Consider the following 20378-nt stretch of genomic DNA (forward strand, 5'->3'; position numbering starts at 1 on the left):
GCTTTCAAGCGGACCGGCCCGGTAACGCGCACGACGCCATCGTCGATCCGGCAAGGGCCTGCTGCGTTCCGACAGGCAGCTTCGGCGCGCCGGTGGCTCAGTCGCGTACTGCCGGCCATCCGCCCGCCCGGTCGGCGACGCCGCGGATCGAGCGCTCCACGTCGCCGAGGATACGCGGGACGTCGACGCCCAGAAGCTGCCCGTCGCGGTTGCGGATCTCGCCGTCGACCATGACCAGGTCGACGTCGGCCGGCTGCGCGGAATAGACCACCAGTGCGGCCGGGTCGCCGTCCGGTAGAGGCGCCATGCCGAGGGCCTGGAGATCGATGGCAATGATGTCGGCCCGTTTGCCCGGGGCGAGCGAGCCGATCTCGTCGTCCATACCGATCGCGCGTGCCGCGTCCCGCGTGGCGAGTTCGAGGATGCGGCGGGGCGACACGGCGCCTTCCTCGCCGCTGGCGCCTGCCTCGTTCAGGGCGAGAAGGCGGATGTTGGCGAAGAGGTCGGCAGCGCCCGCAAGGCCCGGTCCGTCGATGCCCAGCCCGATGCGCTCCATCGGCTCCAAGTCACGGAGCGCGATCACGCCGTAGCCGACGCGCTGCTCGGTGACGGGGGTGAGGGCGAGCGAAGCGCCGGCCTCGGCGAAGATGCGGAGTTCTTCCGGCGAGGCGCCGGTCGCATGGATGATCTGGACGTCCGGCCCGAGGAGACCGCTGGCCGCCAGCGGCGCGACGGTTTCGCCCGACGCATGCACGGCGATGGGAAGCCCCAGCGTTCGCACCGCTGCCAGTTCCGTCCGGCCGGTCGCCAGAAGCTGCTCCGAACCGGTGCCCGTCCCGCGCCAGCCGAAACCCAGCGTCACACGGCTGTCGCGCCATTCGGCGGCCAACGTTCCCAAGCGTTCGAGATCGGCTGTCTCGTCCGGCGGCGTGTCGTCATGGGCGCCGAACAGGAGCCGGGCGCGCAGGCCGCTGTCGACGAGGGCCTGCCGGCTCGCCTCGAAGAACTCGGCGCCCCGGTTGTTGTGGAATAAGTCGACTGTCGTGGTCACGCCCGAGGCGAGCGTTTCGACGGCGCCGTAATAGGTGGCGATCCTTACGTCCTCGGGCGTGAAATGCCGCCCGAGATGCGCCTTGACGGCGAAATAGGCGCTCTGCGGCGTGTTCTGGAACCGGCCCTTCATGGAACTGGTCCAAAGATGAGTATGGGTGTCGATGAGACCGGGCAGGACGAGCTTGCCGGCAAGGTCGACCCGCGTCGCGCCAGGCGCTTCGATCCGCGGCGCGATCTCGGCGATCACGCCGCCCCGCACCAGGATGTCGCCCTGCCGGAGATCCCCGACGGCGGGATCGAACGACAGGACATAGCCGCCGCTGAGGACGACCGCCTCGCGCTCCTGCGCGGCGGACGGCATGGCGCCGACAGCCACAACCCAGGCATAGGCCACGCAGGCGATCGCTCGACGCATCGTGTCTCCGAGGGCAGTGAGAAGCCGCATCTGAAACTGGAGCATGCATCGAGCCGCGACGACCGTGCGTCACGGCATCGTGCGTAGGCATCCGTCAAATGGGAATACGATCAACGTCACTGCTGCCGTCCTTACAGATCACCCGATCATCCCTGATCGAACTCTGCAGGCAGTTCGCCGTAGCGAGCAAGGACGACGGGATTCTCGACAACCTCACCAGTGTCCGTGTCGATCGTCTGCTGGAGCGCCACGACACCGGCGGTGCGGGCGGCGTCGCGCTCGGCGCGGCCCTGCGCTTCCGCCGCCGTCTTGAACTCCATCATGCGGCCGGCGACCAGCCGTTTGCCGCTGCGTTCGTACTGCTGGACGATGAACAGCGTCTTTTCGGGCACGGGCTTCTCCGTTGGCTGGCGTCTGGTTCGGCACCCTAACTCGTCCCGGGGTCTACCAGTCCCTTCGTCCACTGTCCGGTCGATCCTGTCGGCTCCTGCGCGGTGGCCACCCCTCGCGCTGGGCATCGCGATGTCCGTCCGCGTCCTCCGTCTGGTCGTGGAACAACATGACCTGCGTGGCATAGGGAATGTCGATTCCCTTCGCGTCGAGCGCCTGCTTGACGCCCTCCAGCACCTCGCCCTGCACCTTCACGAGGTTGAAGCCCTTGGACGGCGTCCACCAGCGCACGCGCAGGTTCACGCTGGAGGCCGCAAGGTCGAACACGATCACCTCCGGCGCAGGTTCCGAGACCACGGCCTCGACCTTGCCGATCGCCTCCAGAATAGCAGCGCGGGCTTCGGCGATGTCGTCGCCGTAGCCGATCCCGATATCGTACTGCGAGCGCCGCAGGGGACGCGCCGTGTTGACGGTGACGGAACTCGAATAGACGCTGGCGTTCGGGATGATGACCCGGCGCCCGTCGAACAGGATGATGATCGTCGCACGGGTCTCGATCCACTCCACCGTGCCCTCGAACCCGTCGACGATGATCTGATCGCCGACCTCGAACGGGCGCTGGATCAGGATCAGGAGCCCTGCAAGCCAGTTCTGGAGGATGTCCTTGAAGGCGAAGCCGATCGCCACCGAGCCGATGCCGAGGCCGGCGAGGAGGTCGCCGGGGTTGAGCGAGGGGATGACGATGGTCAGCGCGAGAAGCGTGCCGAACAGGAGCACCAGCCACTTCAGGAACGAGCCGAGGACGGCGCCGAGGTTGGCCCGCGCGTGCTTGTCCGCCCAGGCCCGAAACGAGCGCTCGATGGCCCAGCCGATGCCGAAGGCGATGGCGAAGACGACCAGCGCCACCACGATGTTGGGCAGGAGCTGCTGGAAGCCGACGACCCAGGTCTCGATCTTCGAGAGGACGAAGGCGGGATCGACTCGTACGGCCTGTTCGACGGTCTCTGGCGCGTTGGCGGCGATGGCATCGGCGGCGGTACCGGGATCGACGGCGGCAGGTGTCGCTTGGGCGAACGCTGGGCTCATGCAGGACTCGAGTAAAGCAGGACCGGGAGGGCGGTCACCGTCAGATAGGGGACGTCATCGTTCCTGCATGGGCCAAATCGACGCTTGGGACTGGCGCCGCGAGCCTGACGGCAAGCGCTGGTCATGGATTTCCTTCGGTGACCGCTATCCGATATCGAACGCTAGATCCTCGGTCTGTACTGACGACAGGTAGTCGGAAATCTCGAAGCGCGACGGGGCGTCCGATGTCATGTTCTTTCTCCATGTCGTGCATGAAGGTAGTCGGAAAGGTCAGTGCGCCTGCCCTCCCAGTCGTCCGTCATGACCACCTGGATCTGGCGAGCGCGAATACGCCAAGTTTCCCGAACGAACGACGCGGGCTCTCGAACTACGACGACATCGACCTCGTTGCGGACGAGTTTGCATCCCAGGACCTCCAGACCGAGGACATAGTCCCCGGCGGACAAGTTCGCAGAAACCGGGTAATTCGCATTGCTGGTTTCACGAACCGGATGCAACATGCCGCCCATTACGATCGGTATGAAGCCAGGTGAGGTGCGGCAGATCTGGAGAACGACGCGGTTCTCGGCGTCATCGAAGAATGCGTTGCTCATGCCTATAGCGTCGCCGTCCCCTGCCTCAATTGACGATCTGCGCCGCGATGCCGTTCAGCGCCTTAATGATCTCGTCCGGCGGATAGGGCTTGGCGAAGAACAGGCCATTCTCGGGCAGGTCTTCCTTGCCCACCTTCACACGTCCCGACGTCACCATGATGGTGACAGGCGGCCAGCGGTCCCGAACGGCACGGGCGAGTTTCAGCCCGTCCATGGTTCCGGGCATCTCCACATCGGTGAACAGGACGCGAATGTCGGAGTGGCGCTCGAGATGCCGGATCGCCTGATCCGCGTTCCTCGCCTCGTAGACCGTGAAGCCGGCCTCCTCACAGAGGTCGACGGCCTCGGCGCGCACCAGCGCATCGTCCTCGACGACCAGGACGGCGTAACGTGCAGGGTTGAACGATTGTGCCATGTTGACGTCCCACCTTACGACGCGAGATCAAGGCGGTCGGACGCGCCTGTCAGTTTGAAACGGATGCCGGACGGGTCGAAATCGATGCGACCCTCTCCGTCGAAATAGGACGCGACGATCCGCTCGATCAGGCGAGAGCCGAAGCCGCGTCGTTCCGGTGCGCTAACGGTCGGTCCGCCCGTTTCGATCCAGGTGAACACGAACGCACCGTCCACGATCGTCCAGGACACGCGCACCGTTCCCGTCGCATTCGACAATGCGCCATACTTTGCGGCGTTGGTTGCCAACTCGTGGATGGCGAGCGAAAGGCCCAGGGCCTGCTGGGACGTCAGAAGGAGGCGCTCACCGTCTATGTGGATGCGCCCGTCTCCCGTCTGGTGAGGAGCGATCGCCGCAGCCACCACTTCAAGGGCGTCGGCGTCGGTCGACGCGGCCTGTGTCAGGATATCCTGCGCCCGAGCCAAGGCGCCGAGACGATGCGACAGGGCGTTGCGCGCCTCTTCCATCGAGGTCGCCTGACGAAGCGTCTGCGTCGCGATGGCCTGCACCATGGCGAGCGTGTTCTTCATTCGATGCGCGAGTTCCTGAGCCAGAACCGTCCGAACCTCCTCCGCCTCCTTGAGGGCCGTGATGTCTCGCGAGACGGAGAGGATGCGCTCTGGCCTACCATCCGCGCCGAGGATCGGGGACACCTGAACATCCCAGTATCGCCTGTTCCCCTTGAGGGTCTCGGCATAGCCCTGGAAGGCCGATGGCACGCCCATCCGCGCAGCCGCGACGGCGTTCTTCGCGGCGACGTTGCCTTCCTCTTGCCAGAAGTCGGGCCACGGACATCCGGCGATGGCGTTGAAGTCGGACACTTCCATGACGCGCTGGCCGCCCTCGCTCATGAAGACGAGGTTGGCGTCGATATCCAGGACCTTGATGCAGTCGTTGGAAGAAGCAAGGACGCTTCGCAGGAACTGCTCGCTGTCGCGCAACATCGCAGCGGCGCGGTCACGCTCGGCTTCGACGGCACGGCGCTCCTCGATGTCGATCACGACGCCTGGAAAGCTCGTCGGCGTCCCATCGTCCGCGAGATCCACCCGGCCATTCGCCTCGAGCCAGTAGTAGCGACCGTCCGCACGCCGTGTGCGGTACTGGTGGATATAGGCCCCACCTCGAGCGATGGCCTCGTTGATCGCAGCAGCAAGGGCGTCCTGATCGTCGGGATGCACGGTCTCGACGATCTGCTCGAGCGGAATGCCGTCGCGCCCCAGGGCCGGATCCAGGCCGAACGCCTTCGCGAAGGGTTCGTCGATCGTGAAGCGGTCTGCCTGGATATCCCAGTGCCAGGTACCGATGATCGCACCCGCTCCGAGCGCCAACCGGACCCGCTCGATGTTCTCGCGAGCGATTGCTTCGCTAGCGCGCAGGGCGGCTTCCGCGTTCTTGCGTGGCGTCACGTCGTTGAAGAAGATGGCGATCTGCCGCTCGGCCGGGTTGCCCACGCGAATGGCACGAACGTCGAACCAACGACCAAAGGCCTCGGCATAGCTTTCGAAGGTCGCAGGCTCGCCCGTCCATGCGACACGCCCGTAGGTCTCGAACCAAAACTGCTCCAGGTTCGGCGCGAACTCCGTCACCCACTTGCCGCGAAGATTGACGCCAGCCTGCCGTTCGAAGGCGGGGTTCGCCTCGAGGAAGCGATAGTCCACCGGCCTGTCGTCGGCGTCGAACTTGACCTCGACCAAGGCGAACGCCGTGTCGATCGTTTCGAGAAGCGTCCTGAACCGCTCCTCCGAGACGCGCAACCGCTCACCCGCGATCCGTTGCGCCGTACGGTCACGCAGGATCTTCACGAAGCCTCTATGGGATCCGTCGTCGTCCCGCAGCGGCATCATCTCGCCCGAGGCCCAGAAACGGGATCCATCCTTGCGCAGATGCCAGCGCTCGTCCGCGGCGCTTCCGTCGCTCAAGGCGATCGACATCTCCGTCTCGATACGGCCGTTGGCGCGGTCTTCCGGCGTGAAGAAGCGGTTGGCGGTTTCGCCGATCATTTCCCGAGCCGACCAACCCATCGTGCGTTCGGCGCCGCGGTTCCAATCGGTGATGATGCCCGCCGGATCCGTCACCACGATCCCGAAATCGACAGCGCTTTCGAAGACGGCTTCACGCAGGCGGGTCCGCTCGGCTTCGTCGACCTGCGCCTGCAGGTGCTCGACCCGAGCCTCCAAATCCTCGCGTAGAAGCGTTTCCATGGTTGCAGTTCACCCAGACGAAGGTTTGCCAGTTGGACAGCTTCTACCCGAAAGCCGACGCATCCGGGCGGGAAAATGCGATAATCCGTCGGGCACGACTAGCGTCTTCACGATCGAATTCGCATCCGATCCGAACATGGCCTGAATCGGGATCGCCTTCGGACGGGCGGAAATCCTCTCGGCCCGCCGGCAGGCTTGGTGCCGAGTGAGCGCCACGACGTTTCGACTGACCGTCGATCACTGTGCATGGCGGCTGTCGAAGGCTCTCCATGCTGCCGAGGCATCCGTCATCGGCTCAGGCGGGTCGGTCTGCCCTCAATGGGAGGAGCCGACGCGCACCGCACGCCGGCCGTTTGCGTCTCAGTTGAGGAAGGCGATGAGGTCGCTGTTCAACCGCTCGGGAGCGGTCGCGAACAGGCCATGCGGCTCACCCTCGTATTCGATCAGCCGCGCACCGGCGATCCCCTTGGCGGCGGCTCGCCCGGACGCATCGATCGGCACCGTCTTGTCGCCGGTGCCGTGGATGACAAGCGTCGGGATCGTGAAGCTCTTGAAATCGGGACGGAAGTCGGTGCGACCGAAGGCATCCACGCACTCGATCGTGGCCTTCGGGCTCGCCATGACGCCAAGCACGAAGCTCCAGTCGAGAACGCCCTGGCTGACCGGGCTCGTCACGAAGCCGACGCCGTAGAAGGTCTTGGCGAAGCTCTGAAGGAAGGCGAAGCGGTCCTTGCGAATCTGCAGCTTCATGTCCTCGAAGACGCTCGCGTCGACGCCGTCGGGATTGCTTTCGTCCTTGAGAAGATACCCTGCCACCGAGGCGACCAGTACGGCCTTGGCGACACGCCCGGCGCCGTGACGGCTGAGATACCGGGCGATCTCGCCCCCACCCATCGAGAAACCGACGAGCGAGACGCTCTGCAGATCCAGCCCCTCGATCACCGCTGCCAGATCGTCGGCGAACGTGTCGTAGTCGTAGCCGCTTGCCGGGTGGCCGGACTGACCGAAGCCGCGCCGGTCATAGGTGATCACGCGGAAGTTCGCTTCGAGCAGCGCCACGGTCTGGTACTCGAACATGTCTCCGGTCAGCGGCCAGCCGTGGATCAGAACGACCGGCCGGCCCTGTCCCATGTCCTTGACGTGCAACTGGGTGCCGTCCTTCGCTTCGATGTATGCCATGCGGGAACTCCTTGGGTTCGATCGCAGACAAACCCAGGCGGGACTTCTCCTGTTCCGAAGACGAGAGCTGAAGTGTCCGTTTCCACGGATGGCGAAATCGACTGGCCTCATGCGGTCATGCCGTAACCCAAGCGAGCATTGTCGGCTCCTTGGACGGACATTCCCCCGACGCCGCACTTTGACCTTGCAACGACCCCTCGATTTGGTCATGGCGAATGCCCAAGGATGTTCCTGCCGATCGTCCGTCCCCGCCCGCTGTCAAGCCAGAGATACCGCCATGTTCCGTTACAGCGACCAGCGCATGGCCAAGCAGATCGTGGCGCACGACTGGAGCGGGACGGCGATCGGTGCGCCCGACGGCTGGCCGCCCGCGTTGCGGACGATCCTCGATCTCATGATGTCCTCGAAGTTTCCGATGTTCGCCGCCTGGGGGCCGGATCTCATCTTCCTCTACAACGACGCCTATGCACCGATGCTCGGCGCCAAGGAGCCGACGGCACTCGGGCGCCCGTTCTCCGAGGTCTGGAGCGACATCTGGGTCGACATCCTGCCGCTCGTCGAGGGCGCGCTCGCGGGCCGTGCGACCTGGATGGAGGACCTGCCGCTGGTGATGCACCGGAGCGGCTATCCCGAGCAGACCTACTGGACGTTCTCCTATTCCGCCGCCCACGACGACAGCGGCGCGATCGCCGGCATGTTCTGCGCCTGCCAGGAGACGACGGGCCGCGTCGAGAGCGAGCGGACGCTGAAGCAGCGCGAGGAAACGCTGGCCGAAGCGGTGACGTACCAGCGAACCCTTCTGGACGAGAAGGACATCCTGCTCGCCGAGGTGAACCACCGCGTCAAGAACAGCCTGCAGCTCGTCGTGAGCGCCCTCAACCTGCAAAGCCGCCGCGTCACGGACGCGGCCACGAAGGTCGCGTTCGAGCAGGCCATCACGCGTGTGAAGGCGATCACCTCCGTCCACGAAAGGCTCTACAAGTCGGCCAGCCCCCTGGTCGTGGAGATGCCGAGCTACCTCGACGGCCTGGTCGCCGACCTCGTCGACGGGTCGGAACTTCAGGACCGCATCGCGGTTGAGTGCGACCACATCGAACTGAAGACCGAGCGCGCGATCCCGATCGCGTTGATTGTGAACGAGTTGATCACGAACGTGCTGAAATACGCGTATCCCCCAGGGCGGCCCGGTCCGGTCACCCTCAAGCTTAAGGCTTCGGAAGGCGGGCTGATCGTATTGTCGGTATCCGACGAGGGAACCGGCATGTCGAGCACGACGACCACGGGTGGGCTTGGGACCCGGCTGATCGATACCATGGCCGGCCAGCTCGGCGGCACGATCGACAGGCAGATCGACGAGCGCGGCTACAGCGTGTCCGTCACCTTTCCGAAGGAGGAGGTGTGATGCCGCTGACCGTGATGATCGTCGAGGACGAGATGCTCCTTGCCATGGACCTCGAAGACATCCTGACCGACGCGGGGTATCGTGTCATCGGCAACGCCGTGGACATGCACCAGGCCATCGCCCTGTGCGAGAAACATGGGCAGCGCATCGACATCGCCATCATGGACGTCCACCTCGCGCGTGGTACGAGCGGCGTGGAAACGGCGAAGGTGCTGCGGCAGCGGTGGAACATCCCCTCGCTCTTCGTCAGCGGCAACATCGACGAGAAGATGCAGGCGCTCGCGCTCGAATGGGCGCCGGTCGGCTTCGTCGGCAAGCCGTTCTCCCAGCGCGCCGTTCTCGCGGCGCTGGCTTCGGTCGTGTCCAGCGGAACGGCGGCGCAGGCGGTCTGAGGGGCGCCTATCGAAAAAAAGCGAGAAGGTGGGACTTTCCATGGCCGTTCTGGTCGAGGATGACCGCTACCAGTCCGTCATTCATGTTCGGAGGGCGATGTCCTCTTGACCACCGACAACCTCGAAGGCCGTCACGCGGCGGAGGTCACTTCTACGGCGTCCGCCTTTCTCGACGGGGGCGGGGAGGCGTCCCGCATGATCCGCGAACGCGACTGGACGGGCCATCCGCTGGGTCCCCCGGAGCGGTGGCCGCCGGAACTGCGCTCGGCGATCAGCCTCATGCTGAACTCCCCGGAGTCGATGATCCTTGCCTGGGGCCCGGACCTCAGCTTCTTCTTCAACGAGACCTACTTTCCGCTCCTGGGGCCGCGGCTTCCTTGGGCGATGGGCGAACGCTTCGATAAGGTCTGGGCCGACGGCTGGGAGCAGGCCAAGCCGATCATCGACGAGGCGTTTGCCGGACGCAGCCGGCGCTTCGTCGATCTGCCGTGGAAGCTCGACACCGATCGCGGGGTCCAGGATACGTGGTGGACGTTCTCCTACTCGCGGGTACTCGATTCGCAGGGCCGCGTCGCGGGTCTCTTCATCTTCACCAACGAGACCACGGAACGCGTTCGCGGCGACCAGGCCCTGCGCGACAGCGAGGCCCAGTTCCGCGCCTTTGCCCAGGCCGTGCCGAACCAGGTCTGGGCGTCGCGCCCCGACGGCAACCTGTATTGGTTCAACGAGCAGGTCTACGCCTACACGGGAGATGAAAGGGGAAGCCTCGACGGGACCACGCAATGGGGTCGCATCGTGCATCCCGACGATCTTTCGGCAGCAGGGGAGGCATGGTCCCGCTCCCTGGCGACGGGGCAACTCTACGAGATCGAGTTCCGCATCCGGCGAGCCGACGGGACTTACCGTTGGTTTCTCGTGCGGGCGGAACCGGTGCGGGGCGACGACGGCGCGATCGTCCAGTGGGTCGGCACCAACACCGATATCGACCAGCGCCGCAGGCAGGCCGAGAAGATCGAGCGGTTCGCGGCGAGCCTCGAGGAACAGGTCCGCGAGCGCACGGCCGACCGCAACGCGCTGTGGCAACTGACGTCCGACCTCATGCTTCGAGCGACCTTTGAGGGGATCATGACGGCCGTCAACCCGGCCTGGACCGAGGTGCTTGGCTGGAGCGAGGACGAGCTGGTCGGCGCCAGCCTCTTCGACTTCATCCATCCCGACGACCTCGCCCATACGCTCACAGGCGCGAGGGAGCTGTCGGAGGGAACCGGTCATGCCCGCTTCCAGAACAGGTACCGCAGGGAGGACGGCACCTATCGCTGGATCAGTTGGTCGACCCGTCCCGGCGAAGGCGTGATCAACGCCATAGGCCGCGACGTGACCCTCGATATCGAACGCGCCGAGGCCCTGGCCGCGACCGAGGAGGCGCTTCGGCAGAGCCAGAAGATGGAAGCGGTCGGGCAGTTGACGGGTGGTCTCGCGCACGACTTTAACAATCTCCTGGCCGGCATCTCGGGCAGCCTCGACATGATGCAGACGCGGATTCACCAGGGACGGCTCGGCGAGCTCGATCGTTACATGATGGGCGCGCAGGGCGCGGCCAGGCGGGCGGCGGCCCTGACGCATCGTCTGCTCGCCTTCTCCCGGCGCCAGACGCTGGAGCCCAAGGCGACCGATGTCGACAGGCTGGTGGCGGGAATGGCGGACATGGTTCGCAGGACCGTCGGTCCCGAGATCGCCGTCGAATTCCACGCGACGCCGGACCTGTGGTCGACGCTCGTGGATCCCAACCAGTTGGAGAACGCGCTCCTCAACCTGTGCATCAACGCAAGAGATGCGATGCCGGACGGCGGGCGGATCGTTGTGGAAACGGGAAACCGGTCGTTGGACGAGCGCTCGGCCGCCGGACGCGATCTTCCGCCGGGGGACTACGTATCGCTGTCGGTGTCCGACGATGGGGTCGGCATGTCGTCCGACGTCATGGAGCGCGTGTTCGAGCCGTTCTTCACGACCAAGCCGATCGGCGTGGGGACGGGGCTTGGCCTGTCGATGATCTACGGCTTCGCCAAGCAGTCGAACGGACAAGTGCGCATTCATTCCGAAGTCGGCCGGGGCACGACCGTGACGATGCTTCTTCCCAGACACGGAACAGCGGAAGCCGCCGTGGACCTTACGGCGGCCGAGGATGCCGGACCGCAGGCGGCGGTTGGCGGCACGGTGCTGGTGATCGACGACGAGCCGCTCGTGCGAATGCTCGTCGTCGATGTTCTGGAAGACCTGGGATACCGGGCGATCGAGGCGGACGACGGCCCGGCGGGGCTGAAGGTGTTGCGCTCCGATACTCGCATCGACCTCCTCGTCACGGACGTCGGATTGCCGAAGGGGATGAACGGCCGGCAGGTTGCGGACGCGGCTCGGCAACTGAGGCCAGGCCTGAAGGTACTGTTCATCACGGGCTATGCCGAAACCGCCGTTCTCAACCATGGCCATCTCGATCCCGGCATGCAGGTCGTCACCAAGCCGTTCGACATGGCCGTTCTCGCCAAACGGATCCAGGAGATCGTTTCGGAATAGGCGCTCCAACACCGGTAAAACGGCGTCTTTTGTCCGTTTGCCGGGCCCTTGCACGTGGATTTCCACGCGGCGGCTGAACAATGCGTCGGGCCTGCTGCGGAACTCTCCTCGTGCGCGATCCTTTTGGCTCCACGCCCACGCCTTTCTAAACCGGGCGCCGAGGGGACCAGTCATGTCACAAGCGCCGCTAGCCTACCGGCCGGACATCGAGCAGCCGAGCGCCGACGAGCAGACGACGATCGACGGGATCGTCCAAGGCATGACGGAGCAGAGCCGCACCGTCGAGAAGCGCGAGCATCACGCCGTCCGGGCGAGCCATGCCAAATCCACCGCGCTCGTCACGGGCACACTCGAGATCCATGACAGCCTGCCGCCCGAACTCGCGCAGGGCCTCTTCGCCAGCCCCGGCACGCATCCCGTCGCCGTGCGCTTCGCGCAGGGGCCGGGCGAGCGGCTGGGGGACCGGGTGTCGACGCATCGCGGCATGTCGATCAAGGTCTTCGACGTGCCGGGCGAAAGGCTGCCCGGGCACCATACCGACACCCAGGACTTCGTCCTGGCGAGCGGCACCACGTTTCCCTCCGGCACGGCGGAAGGGTTCCTGCGCGACGGGAGCGTCATCGGCAAGTCCGCCGGGCTGCCGGAGGTCGCCAAGAGCGCCGTCGCGTCCGCCGCCCGCAACTTCAACCGGCTGCTCCACGCGTTCGGCACCGAGAGTGCCAAGGCCGACTTCTTCGGCCATCCGTTCTCGCACCCCCTGGCCGAGCCCTATTACAGCCAAGCTCCCGTCCGCTTCGGCGGCTATGTCGCCAAGATCGGCGCCTTTCCCGCTTCGGCCGCTCAGGCGGGGCTGAAGGATTGGCGGCTCGACCCGAAGGCGGACGAGGACGGCTTTCGACATGCCGCCGTCGATCTCTTCCGCACGAACGAGATCGTCTTCGAACTCAAGGCGCAGCTCTGGACCGACGAGCAGACCCAGCCGATCGAGGATGCCTCGGTAGAATGGTCGGAGGAGGAAAGCCCTTACCGGACGATCGCGACGATCCGGTTTCCGGCACAGGATGCCTACAGCGCCGATCGACAGCGCTTCTTCGACGAGGAGATGACGTTCCGTCCTGCCCACAGCCTTGCCGAGCATCGCCCGCTCGGATCGGTCATGCGAGCACGCTTGCAGGTCTACGCCGCGCTGTCCGACTTCCGTCACCGCGAGAACGGCATCCCGGCGGTCGATCCGGCCGGCATCGGTGACATCCCGCGCTGACGTCCAAGCCGGTGATCCGCAGCTCCCGCGGTGGTCGTCCGGGAACTCGATCACCGCGGACCCGTTCGCCAAGCCCAATGACGCCGCGGGCGCGTTCGCCAGCGGCATCGCGTCGATGACCGAGTTTCACAAGGACGTCCATGACACTGACCAACCGTAGGATCGCCATCCTCATCTCGCCGCGCGGCACCGAGGACCCCGAGTTCGCCAAGCCGAAGGCAGCCGTCGAGGCGGCCGGGGCGACCGTTACCGTGATCAGCCTGAAGAAGGCGGACGCCAAGACCGTCAACAACGACCTCGACCCCGGCTCGACCTATGCCGTCGACAAGGCGATCGACGAAGTGTCGGCGTCCGACTTCGACGGGCTCGTCGTTCCCGGCGGATGCGTCGGCGCCGATACGCTGCGCTCCGATGCCAGGGTCGTCGCGTTCGTTCGCGATTTCTTCGCCGAAGCCAAGCCCGTCGGCGTGATCTGCCACGGCCCTTGGGTTCTGGTGGAGGCCGGCGTCGTCAAGGGTCGAACGCTCACAGCCTACCCGACGCTGAAGACCGACATAGAGAACGCTGGCGGCACCTTCGTCGACCGGGAGGTGGTCACCGACCAGGGCCTCGTCACGAGCCGCAACCCGGACGATCTGCCGGCCTTCTGCGCTACGATCGTCGAGGAGTTCGCCGAAGGCCGCCATCCGGCCCAGGCGAGGAGGGCGTGATGGCCGCCGTGTCGAGGTTCGAAGGCAAGGTCGTGGTCGTGACGGGCGCCGCGTCCGGCATCGGCGAGGCCGCGGCCAAGCGCTTCGCCTCCGAGGGTGCGTCCGTCGTGCTCGCCGACAAGGATGCGGAAGGCCTGAAGCGGGTATCCGGCGAGATCGGCGAGCGGGCTGCCCCCCGCGAGACGGACGTCTCGGACGGCACCGCTCGCGAGGCGCTCGTCGCCTTCGCGGTGGAGCGGTTCGGCCGGATCGATGTCCTCGTCAACGATGCCGGCGTCGACCACCTAAGCCGGATCGACGAGGGGCCGTTCACGGACTTCACGAAGGTGATCGAGACGGATCTCTACGGTGTCGTCCACATGAGCCGGGCCGTCATCGCCGAGCTCCGGAAGACGAAGGGCGCGGTCATCAACGTGTCCTCGGCCTCAGGACTCGGTGGCGACTGGAACCACGCCGCCTACTGCGCGGCCAAGGGTGCCGTCACCAACTTCACGCGGGCCTTCGCGATGGACGAGGCCAAGAACGGCGTGCGGGTGAACGCGGTGAACCCGTCGCTGACCTACACACCGTTCACCGCAGGCATGAAGGACCAGCCGGCGCTGATCGCGAAGTTCGAGGAGCGCATCCCCATGGGGCGCGGTGCCGAAGTCGACGACATCTCCGGTGTGATCGCCTTCCTCGCCAGCGAGGACGCCCGTTACGTCACCGGCGTGAACCTGCCAGTTGATGGCGGCCTCTCGGCCTCGAACGGCCAGCCGGCGCTGAGCTGACGCGGGCGGGCAGGGGCCGGCATCCGCCGCTCCTGCCCGAACGTCGGGACCGCTCGGCGGGCACGTAAATCTTAGCGCTGCGTCGGAACGCCGCTGGAGGCCGGGCCTTTAAGCCTTCGGTCTTTTCGAAAGGTTCCAGAAATGACGCTCCCTGTCCCCGTTCGCTTCTCGCCGTCCGTCGAGGAGATCCAGCCCGATGAAGAGAAGACGATCGCCGAGCTGAACGAGACCTTCGACACGATCCTGGAGACGACGGCCAAGGACTACGGCCACGCCGTGCGGTCCGTCCACGCCAAGGCGCACGGCATCATCGAGGGGACGCTGCGGGTCGAGGACAACCTGCCGCCAGAACTCGCGCAAGGCCTCTTCGCCAAGCCCGGCGAGCACAAGGTCTACATGCGCCTGTCGACCAATGCCGGCGACATCCTGCCCGACGCGATCTCGCTGCCGCGTGGGCTGGCGCTGAAGGTGCTGGATGTCGAGGGCGAGCGCCTGCCCGGCGCCAAGGGCACGACGCAGGACTTCATCATGGTCAACGGCCCGGTCTTCCAGGCCAAGACCGCCGAGGACTTCCACGGCAGCCTCAAGATGCTGGCCAAGACCACCGACCGGCTGGAGGGCACGAAGACGGTGATGTCGAGCGTGCTGCGCACCGTCAACACGGCGTTGGAAGCCGTCGGCATCGAGAGCTCGACGATTCAGTCCATGGGCGGCGCGCCCAACGTCGATCCGCTCGGCGAGACCTATTTCAGCGTCACCCCGTTCCGCTACGGCGACTACATCGCCAAGTTCAGCGTCGTCCCCGTGTCTTCCGGCCTGACGGCGCTGACGAGAATCGAGATCGACGCCAGCGGCCGCGAGAACGCCATCCGCGAGACGGTGCAGTCGGAGATGGAGGCGATCCAGGGCGTCTGGGAACTCCGTGTTCAGCTCTGCCGGGATCTGGAGAAGCAGCCCGTCGAGGATCCGACCGTCGAGTGGAAGGAGGACGAGGCGCCATTCCGGACGGTGGCCACGATCACCGCGGCGCCGCAGGACACGTGGGCAGCGCCCAAGGTTCAGGCGGTCGACGAGGAGATGCGGTTCAGCATCTGGACGGGGCTCGCCGCCCATCAGCCGCTCGGCAACATCAACCGGGCCCGCAAGGCGCCCTACCAGCATTCGGCGGATTTCCGCGAGCGCTTCAATGGCTGCCCGATGCACGAGCCGTCGGGCGCACCGAAGGCCGGCGCATGAGTGGCGCACGCCTCTTCGGCGCCGTCGCCGGCGGAGTGGTCGCAGGCCTCGGCATTACGGCCATACTGGTGTCCGGCGAGAGGAAGAGCGGCCAGCCCTCCGAACTCGCGTCGCTGGAGCGGGCGAGCGCCGCAAGGCTGGGGCTGGACGTACCTGAGGACGGCCGTCTCCCCGGCACAGGGGAGCAGGCGGTGATCCAGGGCGGGCATCTGCTCCTGTCGGCCGCGGCCGGCGCCGTCTACGCCGCTGCCACCGACGAGGATACCGACGTCCTGCGGTCGGGCATCCTGTTCGGCCTGTCCTTCTACGCCGTCATGCACTGGATCGCGGGTCCCCTGCTGGGGGTGAAGAAGCCGGAATGGCAGTCCAACGCCGCGACCATCGCCATGCACACAGCGAATCACCTCCTGTTCGGACTGATCACTGCGGGCGCGGCGAAGCTGGCGAGCCGCCGCACGCACCACGCCCGGACGCTCCGCAACAGGGTCGCGCGAGGTCTACAGGGATGACGCCCTTCCAGATGAATTGGTCCGCCGCCGAGGTGGAGGACGTGCTGGCACGCGTGCGAGCCTATCGTTTCCCGCCCGTGCCGAAGGGCGAGGGCTGGCGCTACGGCTGCGACGCCGCCTTCCTCCAGGACTTCTGCCGTACCTGGACGGAGCGCTACGACTGGCGTGCCGCCGTCGATCGCCTCAACCGCTTTCCGCAGTTCACGGCCGAGGTGGACGGGGTGGACCTCCACTTCGTCCATGTCGTCGGCGAAGCCGAGGGGCGTCGTCCGCTCCTGATGACGCACGGCTGGCCGGGCTCGCACCGCGAGTTCTGGAAGGTCATCGAGCCGCTGGCCTTCCCCTCCCGCCACGGCGGCCGGGCGGAGGACGCCTTCGATGTCGTGGTGCCCTCGCTCCCGAACTTCGGCTTCTCCGCCAAGCCGGAGAAGACCGTGGACCAGCGGCAGACCGCGCTGCTCTTCGATCGGCTGATGCGGAACGTCCTCGGCTACGCCCGCTACCACGCCCATGGCGGCGACTGGGGCGCGCTGGTGACAGGCCTCCTGGCCCTGGAGCGACCGGGGAGCCTCCACGCCATCCACCTCACGATGATGTTCCCCGCACCGGCCGCGCCCCCCGAAAGCGCGGAGGAAATGGCCTGGGCGAAGGCGATGGAGGGGATCGAGCGGGAGAAGGGCGGCTACCGCCACCTTCAGGGCTCGAAGCCGCAGAGCCTGTCCTGGGTGGTCGGCGACGATCCCGTGGCTCAGGCAGCCTGGATCCTCGAGCGCTACCATGACTGGGCCGACCTGCGGGAGCGTTGCTTCGAGGACGTGTTCGACCGGGACGAACTCCTCGACACGATCATGATCTACGTCATGACCGGGGCGTTCCCCTCCTCGATCCGCTTCTACTCCGCCGCCCAGGAGGCGAAGCTTCGGACCTTGCCCGAGGGGCGCCGGATCGAGGTGCCCACCGCCTTCGCCCGGTTCCCGGACCCGCTCCATCCCTGGCCGCCGCGATCCCAGGCGGAGAAGGGCTATGCCGCGATCACCCGCTGGACCGCGATGGCCCATGGCGGGCATTTCTCGGCGCTGGAAGCACCGGAGCTTCTGGTCGGCGATCTCCGGGAGTGGGCTCGCGAGGCTGCCTGACCGCGAGGCTCGGGCGAGGCGAAAACCGTGTCTTCCCGTCGGGCAGCCTGCCGGACGAGGGGACGTCGATCTTGGAAAACGAGACGACCCGCGCTTGTCGATCCTCACGCGGGTCCGGCGTCGATGCGCACGCGAAGCACGGCGTAGGGCGGCTTCTGAAGGTCGGCGCCACCGTTGTATTCGGGTCGGCGATTGACCTGTGCCGCTGAGACGTAGAGCCAGCCGTCCGCCGTGATCACGATCGTATCGGCCCAGATCAGCCGCGGGTCGGAGGCGATCGTCTCCAGGGTGCCGCCGGGATGGCGGCGTCCGATGGCGTTCTGCTCCTGAAGCGTCAGGTAGATCCGGTCCTGCGCGTCGGCGCCCAGCCCGCCCGTCAGGCCCTTCTCGCCGAGATCCTCCACCCCTGCCGCGATGTCGGCGTCGGATTTCGCGGTGTCGAGGAGGCTTGCTGCGTCCACGGCGTAGAGGCGCCGTCCCATCAGGGGCGCGTAGTAGAGGCGGTGACCGCCGGGTCCCAGCGCGATGCCATTTGCCCCGCCTTGGACATGCGTCGGCTTGCCCGACCCGCTGGTGCGCATCACCGGGCGATGCTCGACGAACTTGGCGACGCCCTTCTGCGACCGCGTGCTGGCGTGCTCGCCGAGGCGCCGCACGACACGCCCCGTGTCGAGATCGACGGCCAGGACCGCACCTTGCCCGTCCTGGCCCTGGTCGGTGACGAAGGCGCGGGCGCGTCCGTCGGCGATGTCGATGCGAAGGTCGTTCAGCGACGAGGTGGGCTCGACGCCTGGATCGAGCGGCACGATCTTGAGCACCGTGCCGGTCTCGATGTCGATCTGCACGAGCTTCGCGGCGCCGGCGACCGGCGAGCCGGAGCCTTGCGGCAGCCCGGCATCCAGCAGCCACAGCCGGTCGTCGCGATCGAAGACGCCGTTCGGCACATGGAAGAAGGTCGCCTGCGCCCGCTCGGGGTCCGGTCGGTTCGACGCCGCATCGGGATAGGGCGTCACCGAGCCGTCCGGCGCGACTTCGCCCAGCGTGTAGGGCTCGTCGCCGGTGAAGCGCGGCATCATGACGAAGACGCGGCCACGAGCGGAGATGGCGAGACCGGTCGGCGTCGAGGGGGCATCGGCGAGAAGGGCGAGTTCCATCGTGCCGACCTCCCGCGCCGTGTCGGCCGTTTCGCTGGACGAGGCTGCCGGAGCCGGCGAGGCCTGCGCAGCGGCGGCCCGTGCCGCAAAGGGGAGGGCGGCCAGGGCGGTGAGCGTCGAGGCGAGGAAGCGGCGGCGGGCGAGCATGGCGAGAGGCCTTTTCGGGCAGGCGGAGGGATCAGAAGCCGAGGCCGCGGGTTCGCAGGTCTATGGCATGGATGGCCGGGCCGGCGGCGATGAACAGTCGTCGTCCCTCGGGTCCACCGAAGGCGACGTTGGCTGCGGGGCCGGGCGTGGCGATGCGCCCGAGCCGGGTGCCGTCGGCTTCGTGAATGTGCACGCCGTCCTCGCAGGCGGCGTAGACGCGGCCTTCGGCATCGACGCAGAGACCATCGGGAACACCGCTCGTCACGGCGGCGAACCGCCGGCCTGTGCCGACCTGTCCGCCGCCTGCGACGGGGAAGGCAAGGATTTCGGCTGCCCCCTCCGGGTTCAGCGCCGCGCCGGAGTCGGCGACATAGAGCGTCCGGCCATCGGGCGAAAAAGCGAGCCCGTTCGGCTGGTCCAGCGTAGCGATCATGGCGTCCACGCGCCCCGAAGGATCGATGCGGTAGACCCGCCGAGCATCTTGCTCCGGTTCGGCCATCAGGCCCTCGTCGGGCTGGCGGATGCCGAACACCGGATCGGTGAACCAGATCGCGCCATCCGGGGCCAAGGCTGCGTCGTTCGGCGAATTGAGCCGCTTGCCCTCGAAGCGGTCGGCGAGCACGGTGAGGCGTCCGTCCGGCTCCTCGCGCGTGACGCGCCGGGTCCGGTGCTCGCAGGTGACGAGCCGCCCCCCAGCGTCGAGCACGTTGCCGTTTGCATTGTCGGACGGGTCTCTCAAGGTCGTTACCGATCCGTCGTCGCGCAGGAGAGACAGGCGATTGGACCGCGTATCGCTGAACACCAGCCCGCCTCGGCTCGGGCTCCAGCAGAGGCCCTCGCACCATCGCCCGCCGTTGTAGAGCGTGCGCAGCGCGGCGTCCGGAGCGACGATGCGCCCGAAGCGCGGATCGATGCCCTGCACGGACGAGGCGGCCGCCGCGTGGCGCCCGAGGGACGCCGAGACGAGGATCGAAAGGCCTGCCTTAAGAAGACCGCGCCGGCCACCGTCGTACATCTCTCACCTCGCTGCTTCGTCGATCGGGCAAACGGAGAACGAGGACGTTTCGATCCCCCTTCCGGATCGGGCGACCCGCGCAGCTCTGCAACACGATGACCGATGGTGAGAGGGCCGTGACGGGCGAAGACAACGACTCCTTGTCTTCTGGAGAGAAATGAACCTTCGACGCCGTCTGCGCTCAGGCTCTGATCTTCCTTTGTCCCTCGATACCTCTCGCCTGATATGATGAGGGGTCCACCAGCGCGGACCCTGATAGGACATCCAAGAGCGTCCCGCTTGTTCGCAGCCTATTCGCCTGCGAACGATGGGCGCCACAACAGACAGCATACGAAGAAGCCGGCCCCTCATGAGAGCCGGCTTTTGGCGCCTTCAAGCCCGTTTGCAGGGGCTGTCCGAACTATCCGCGTAGCTGGACCGAACTACCGCGCCGGAATCCGAGATACCGTGACGCCCCAGGCCTTTGGGCGCCGTGACACTTCCGTTCGGGCGCCGCCGGAGGTGAGCGAACTTCCGGCGGAATCGAGCGAACCTTTGCGACGCCGAGCGAGATTCGGTGACGCGTCAGGGTGGTCACCCGCCCGCTTTTGACTAACCCGTTGACGACGCAGGGGTTGGGTTCAGATCATTGGCGCCTATGAACAGAACATAGGAGCGCCCAGCAACAATGACCCGTGTCAGGAGCAGCCGCTGGTCGAGCCGCA

Annotated in this window: 18 protein-coding genes; 9 read left to right on the forward strand and 9 right to left on the reverse strand. The window is 66.5% G+C overall.

Annotated features, from left to right (window positions below; all coding sequences use genetic code 11):
- Positions 1-97: 97 nt before the first annotated feature.
- From QZ753_RS07680 to QZ753_RS07710, 7 genes are all read right to left on the reverse strand, one after another.
- Complete coding sequence (locus tag QZ753_RS07680; RefSeq protein WP_294642475.1) at positions 98-1468, reverse strand: amidohydrolase family protein; 1371 nt, start codon at positions 1466-1468, stop codon at positions 98-100.
- A gap of 146 nt (positions 1469-1614) precedes the next feature.
- Positions 1615-1860 (reverse strand): hypothetical protein, encoded by a 246-nt coding sequence (locus QZ753_RS07685; RefSeq protein WP_294642477.1) that lies wholly within the window; start codon positions 1858-1860, stop codon positions 1615-1617.
- 52 nt (positions 1861-1912) lie between these two features.
- Positions 1913-2944, reverse strand: coding sequence for a mechanosensitive ion channel family protein (locus QZ753_RS07690; RefSeq protein ID WP_294642480.1), 1032 nt, complete (start codon positions 2942-2944; stop codon positions 1913-1915).
- A 227-nt stretch (positions 2945-3171) separates the two neighbouring features.
- A complete protein-coding gene (locus QZ753_RS07695; RefSeq protein WP_294642481.1) occupies positions 3172-3537 on the reverse strand; it encodes a hypothetical protein in 366 nt (121 codons plus the stop codon).
- Between the two features lie 25 nt (positions 3538-3562).
- Positions 3563-3952 (reverse strand): response regulator, encoded by a 390-nt coding sequence (locus QZ753_RS07700; protein ID WP_294642484.1) that lies wholly within the window; start codon positions 3950-3952, stop codon positions 3563-3565.
- 14 nt (positions 3953-3966) lie between these two features.
- Positions 3967-6192, reverse strand: a complete 2226-nt coding sequence (locus QZ753_RS07705) for a PAS domain S-box protein (protein ID WP_294642486.1) — start codon at positions 6190-6192, stop codon at positions 3967-3969.
- 360 nt (positions 6193-6552) lie between these two features.
- Positions 6553-7371 (reverse strand): alpha/beta hydrolase, encoded by an 819-nt coding sequence (locus tag QZ753_RS07710; protein WP_294642488.1) that lies wholly within the window; start codon positions 7369-7371, stop codon positions 6553-6555.
- Between the two features lie 277 nt (positions 7372-7648).
- Here QZ753_RS07710 and QZ753_RS07715 point away from each other — a divergent pair, with 277 nt between their 5' ends.
- The 9 genes from QZ753_RS07715 to QZ753_RS07755 all read left to right on the forward strand — a co-directional run bounded on the left by QZ753_RS07715 (position 7649) and on the right by QZ753_RS07755 (position 17358).
- Positions 7649-8773 (forward strand): sensor histidine kinase, encoded by a 1125-nt coding sequence (locus QZ753_RS07715; RefSeq protein ID WP_294642491.1) that lies wholly within the window; start codon positions 7649-7651, stop codon positions 8771-8773.
- Positions 8773-9165, forward strand: coding sequence for a response regulator (locus QZ753_RS07720; protein WP_294642493.1), 393 nt, complete (start codon positions 8773-8775; stop codon positions 9163-9165). Before QZ753_RS07715 ends, QZ753_RS07720 begins: the two co-directional genes overlap by 1 nt.
- Positions 9166-9360: 195 nt before the next feature.
- Positions 9361-11736, forward strand: a complete 2376-nt coding sequence (locus QZ753_RS07725; RefSeq protein ID WP_294642495.1) for a hybrid sensor histidine kinase/response regulator — start codon at positions 9361-9363, stop codon at positions 11734-11736.
- A 172-nt stretch (positions 11737-11908) separates the two neighbouring features.
- Positions 11909-12997: a catalase family protein gene (locus QZ753_RS07730; RefSeq protein ID WP_294642497.1), complete on the forward strand. Its 1089-nt coding sequence runs from the start codon at positions 11909-11911 to the stop codon at positions 12995-12997.
- Between the two features lie 140 nt (positions 12998-13137).
- The gene (locus tag QZ753_RS07735) at positions 13138-13707 is read left to right on the forward strand and encodes a type 1 glutamine amidotransferase domain-containing protein (RefSeq protein WP_294642499.1); all 570 of its coding nucleotides are present in this window, start codon (positions 13138-13140) and stop codon (positions 13705-13707) included.
- Complete coding sequence (locus tag QZ753_RS07740) at positions 13707-14477, forward strand: SDR family NAD(P)-dependent oxidoreductase (RefSeq protein ID WP_294642500.1); 771 nt, start codon at positions 13707-13709, stop codon at positions 14475-14477. Before QZ753_RS07735 ends, QZ753_RS07740 begins: the two co-directional genes overlap by 1 nt.
- Before the next feature lie 141 nt (positions 14478-14618).
- Entirely contained in the window at positions 14619-15713 is a 1095-nt protein-coding gene (locus QZ753_RS07745; RefSeq protein WP_294642502.1) for a catalase family protein, read from the forward strand.
- The gene (locus QZ753_RS07750) at positions 15710-16222 is read left to right on the forward strand and encodes a hypothetical protein (protein WP_294642504.1); all 513 of its coding nucleotides are present in this window, start codon (positions 15710-15712) and stop codon (positions 16220-16222) included. The genes QZ753_RS07745 and QZ753_RS07750 overlap by 4 nt, the downstream gene beginning before the upstream one ends.
- A gap of 11 nt (positions 16223-16233) precedes the next feature.
- Complete coding sequence (locus QZ753_RS07755; protein ID WP_294642506.1) at positions 16234-17358, forward strand: epoxide hydrolase family protein; 1125 nt, start codon at positions 16234-16236, stop codon at positions 17356-17358.
- Between the two features lie 104 nt (positions 17359-17462).
- On the opposite strand, the gene QZ753_RS07760 is transcribed toward QZ753_RS07755, so the two are convergent.
- Both QZ753_RS07760 and QZ753_RS07765 read right to left on the reverse strand, forming a co-directional pair.
- The gene (locus QZ753_RS07760; RefSeq protein ID WP_294642507.1) at positions 17463-18659 is read right to left on the reverse strand and encodes an L-dopachrome tautomerase-related protein; all 1197 of its coding nucleotides are present in this window, start codon (positions 18657-18659) and stop codon (positions 17463-17465) included.
- Positions 18660-18690: 31 nt separating this feature from the next.
- Positions 18691-19674 (reverse strand): SMP-30/gluconolactonase/LRE family protein, encoded by a 984-nt coding sequence (locus QZ753_RS07765; RefSeq protein WP_294642509.1) that lies wholly within the window; start codon positions 19672-19674, stop codon positions 18691-18693.
- Positions 19675-20378: the final 704 nt, after the last annotated feature.

Source organism: uncultured Aureimonas sp. (assembly GCF_913775355.1).
Lineage (GTDB): Bacteria > Pseudomonadota > Alphaproteobacteria > Rhizobiales > Rhizobiaceae > Aureimonas.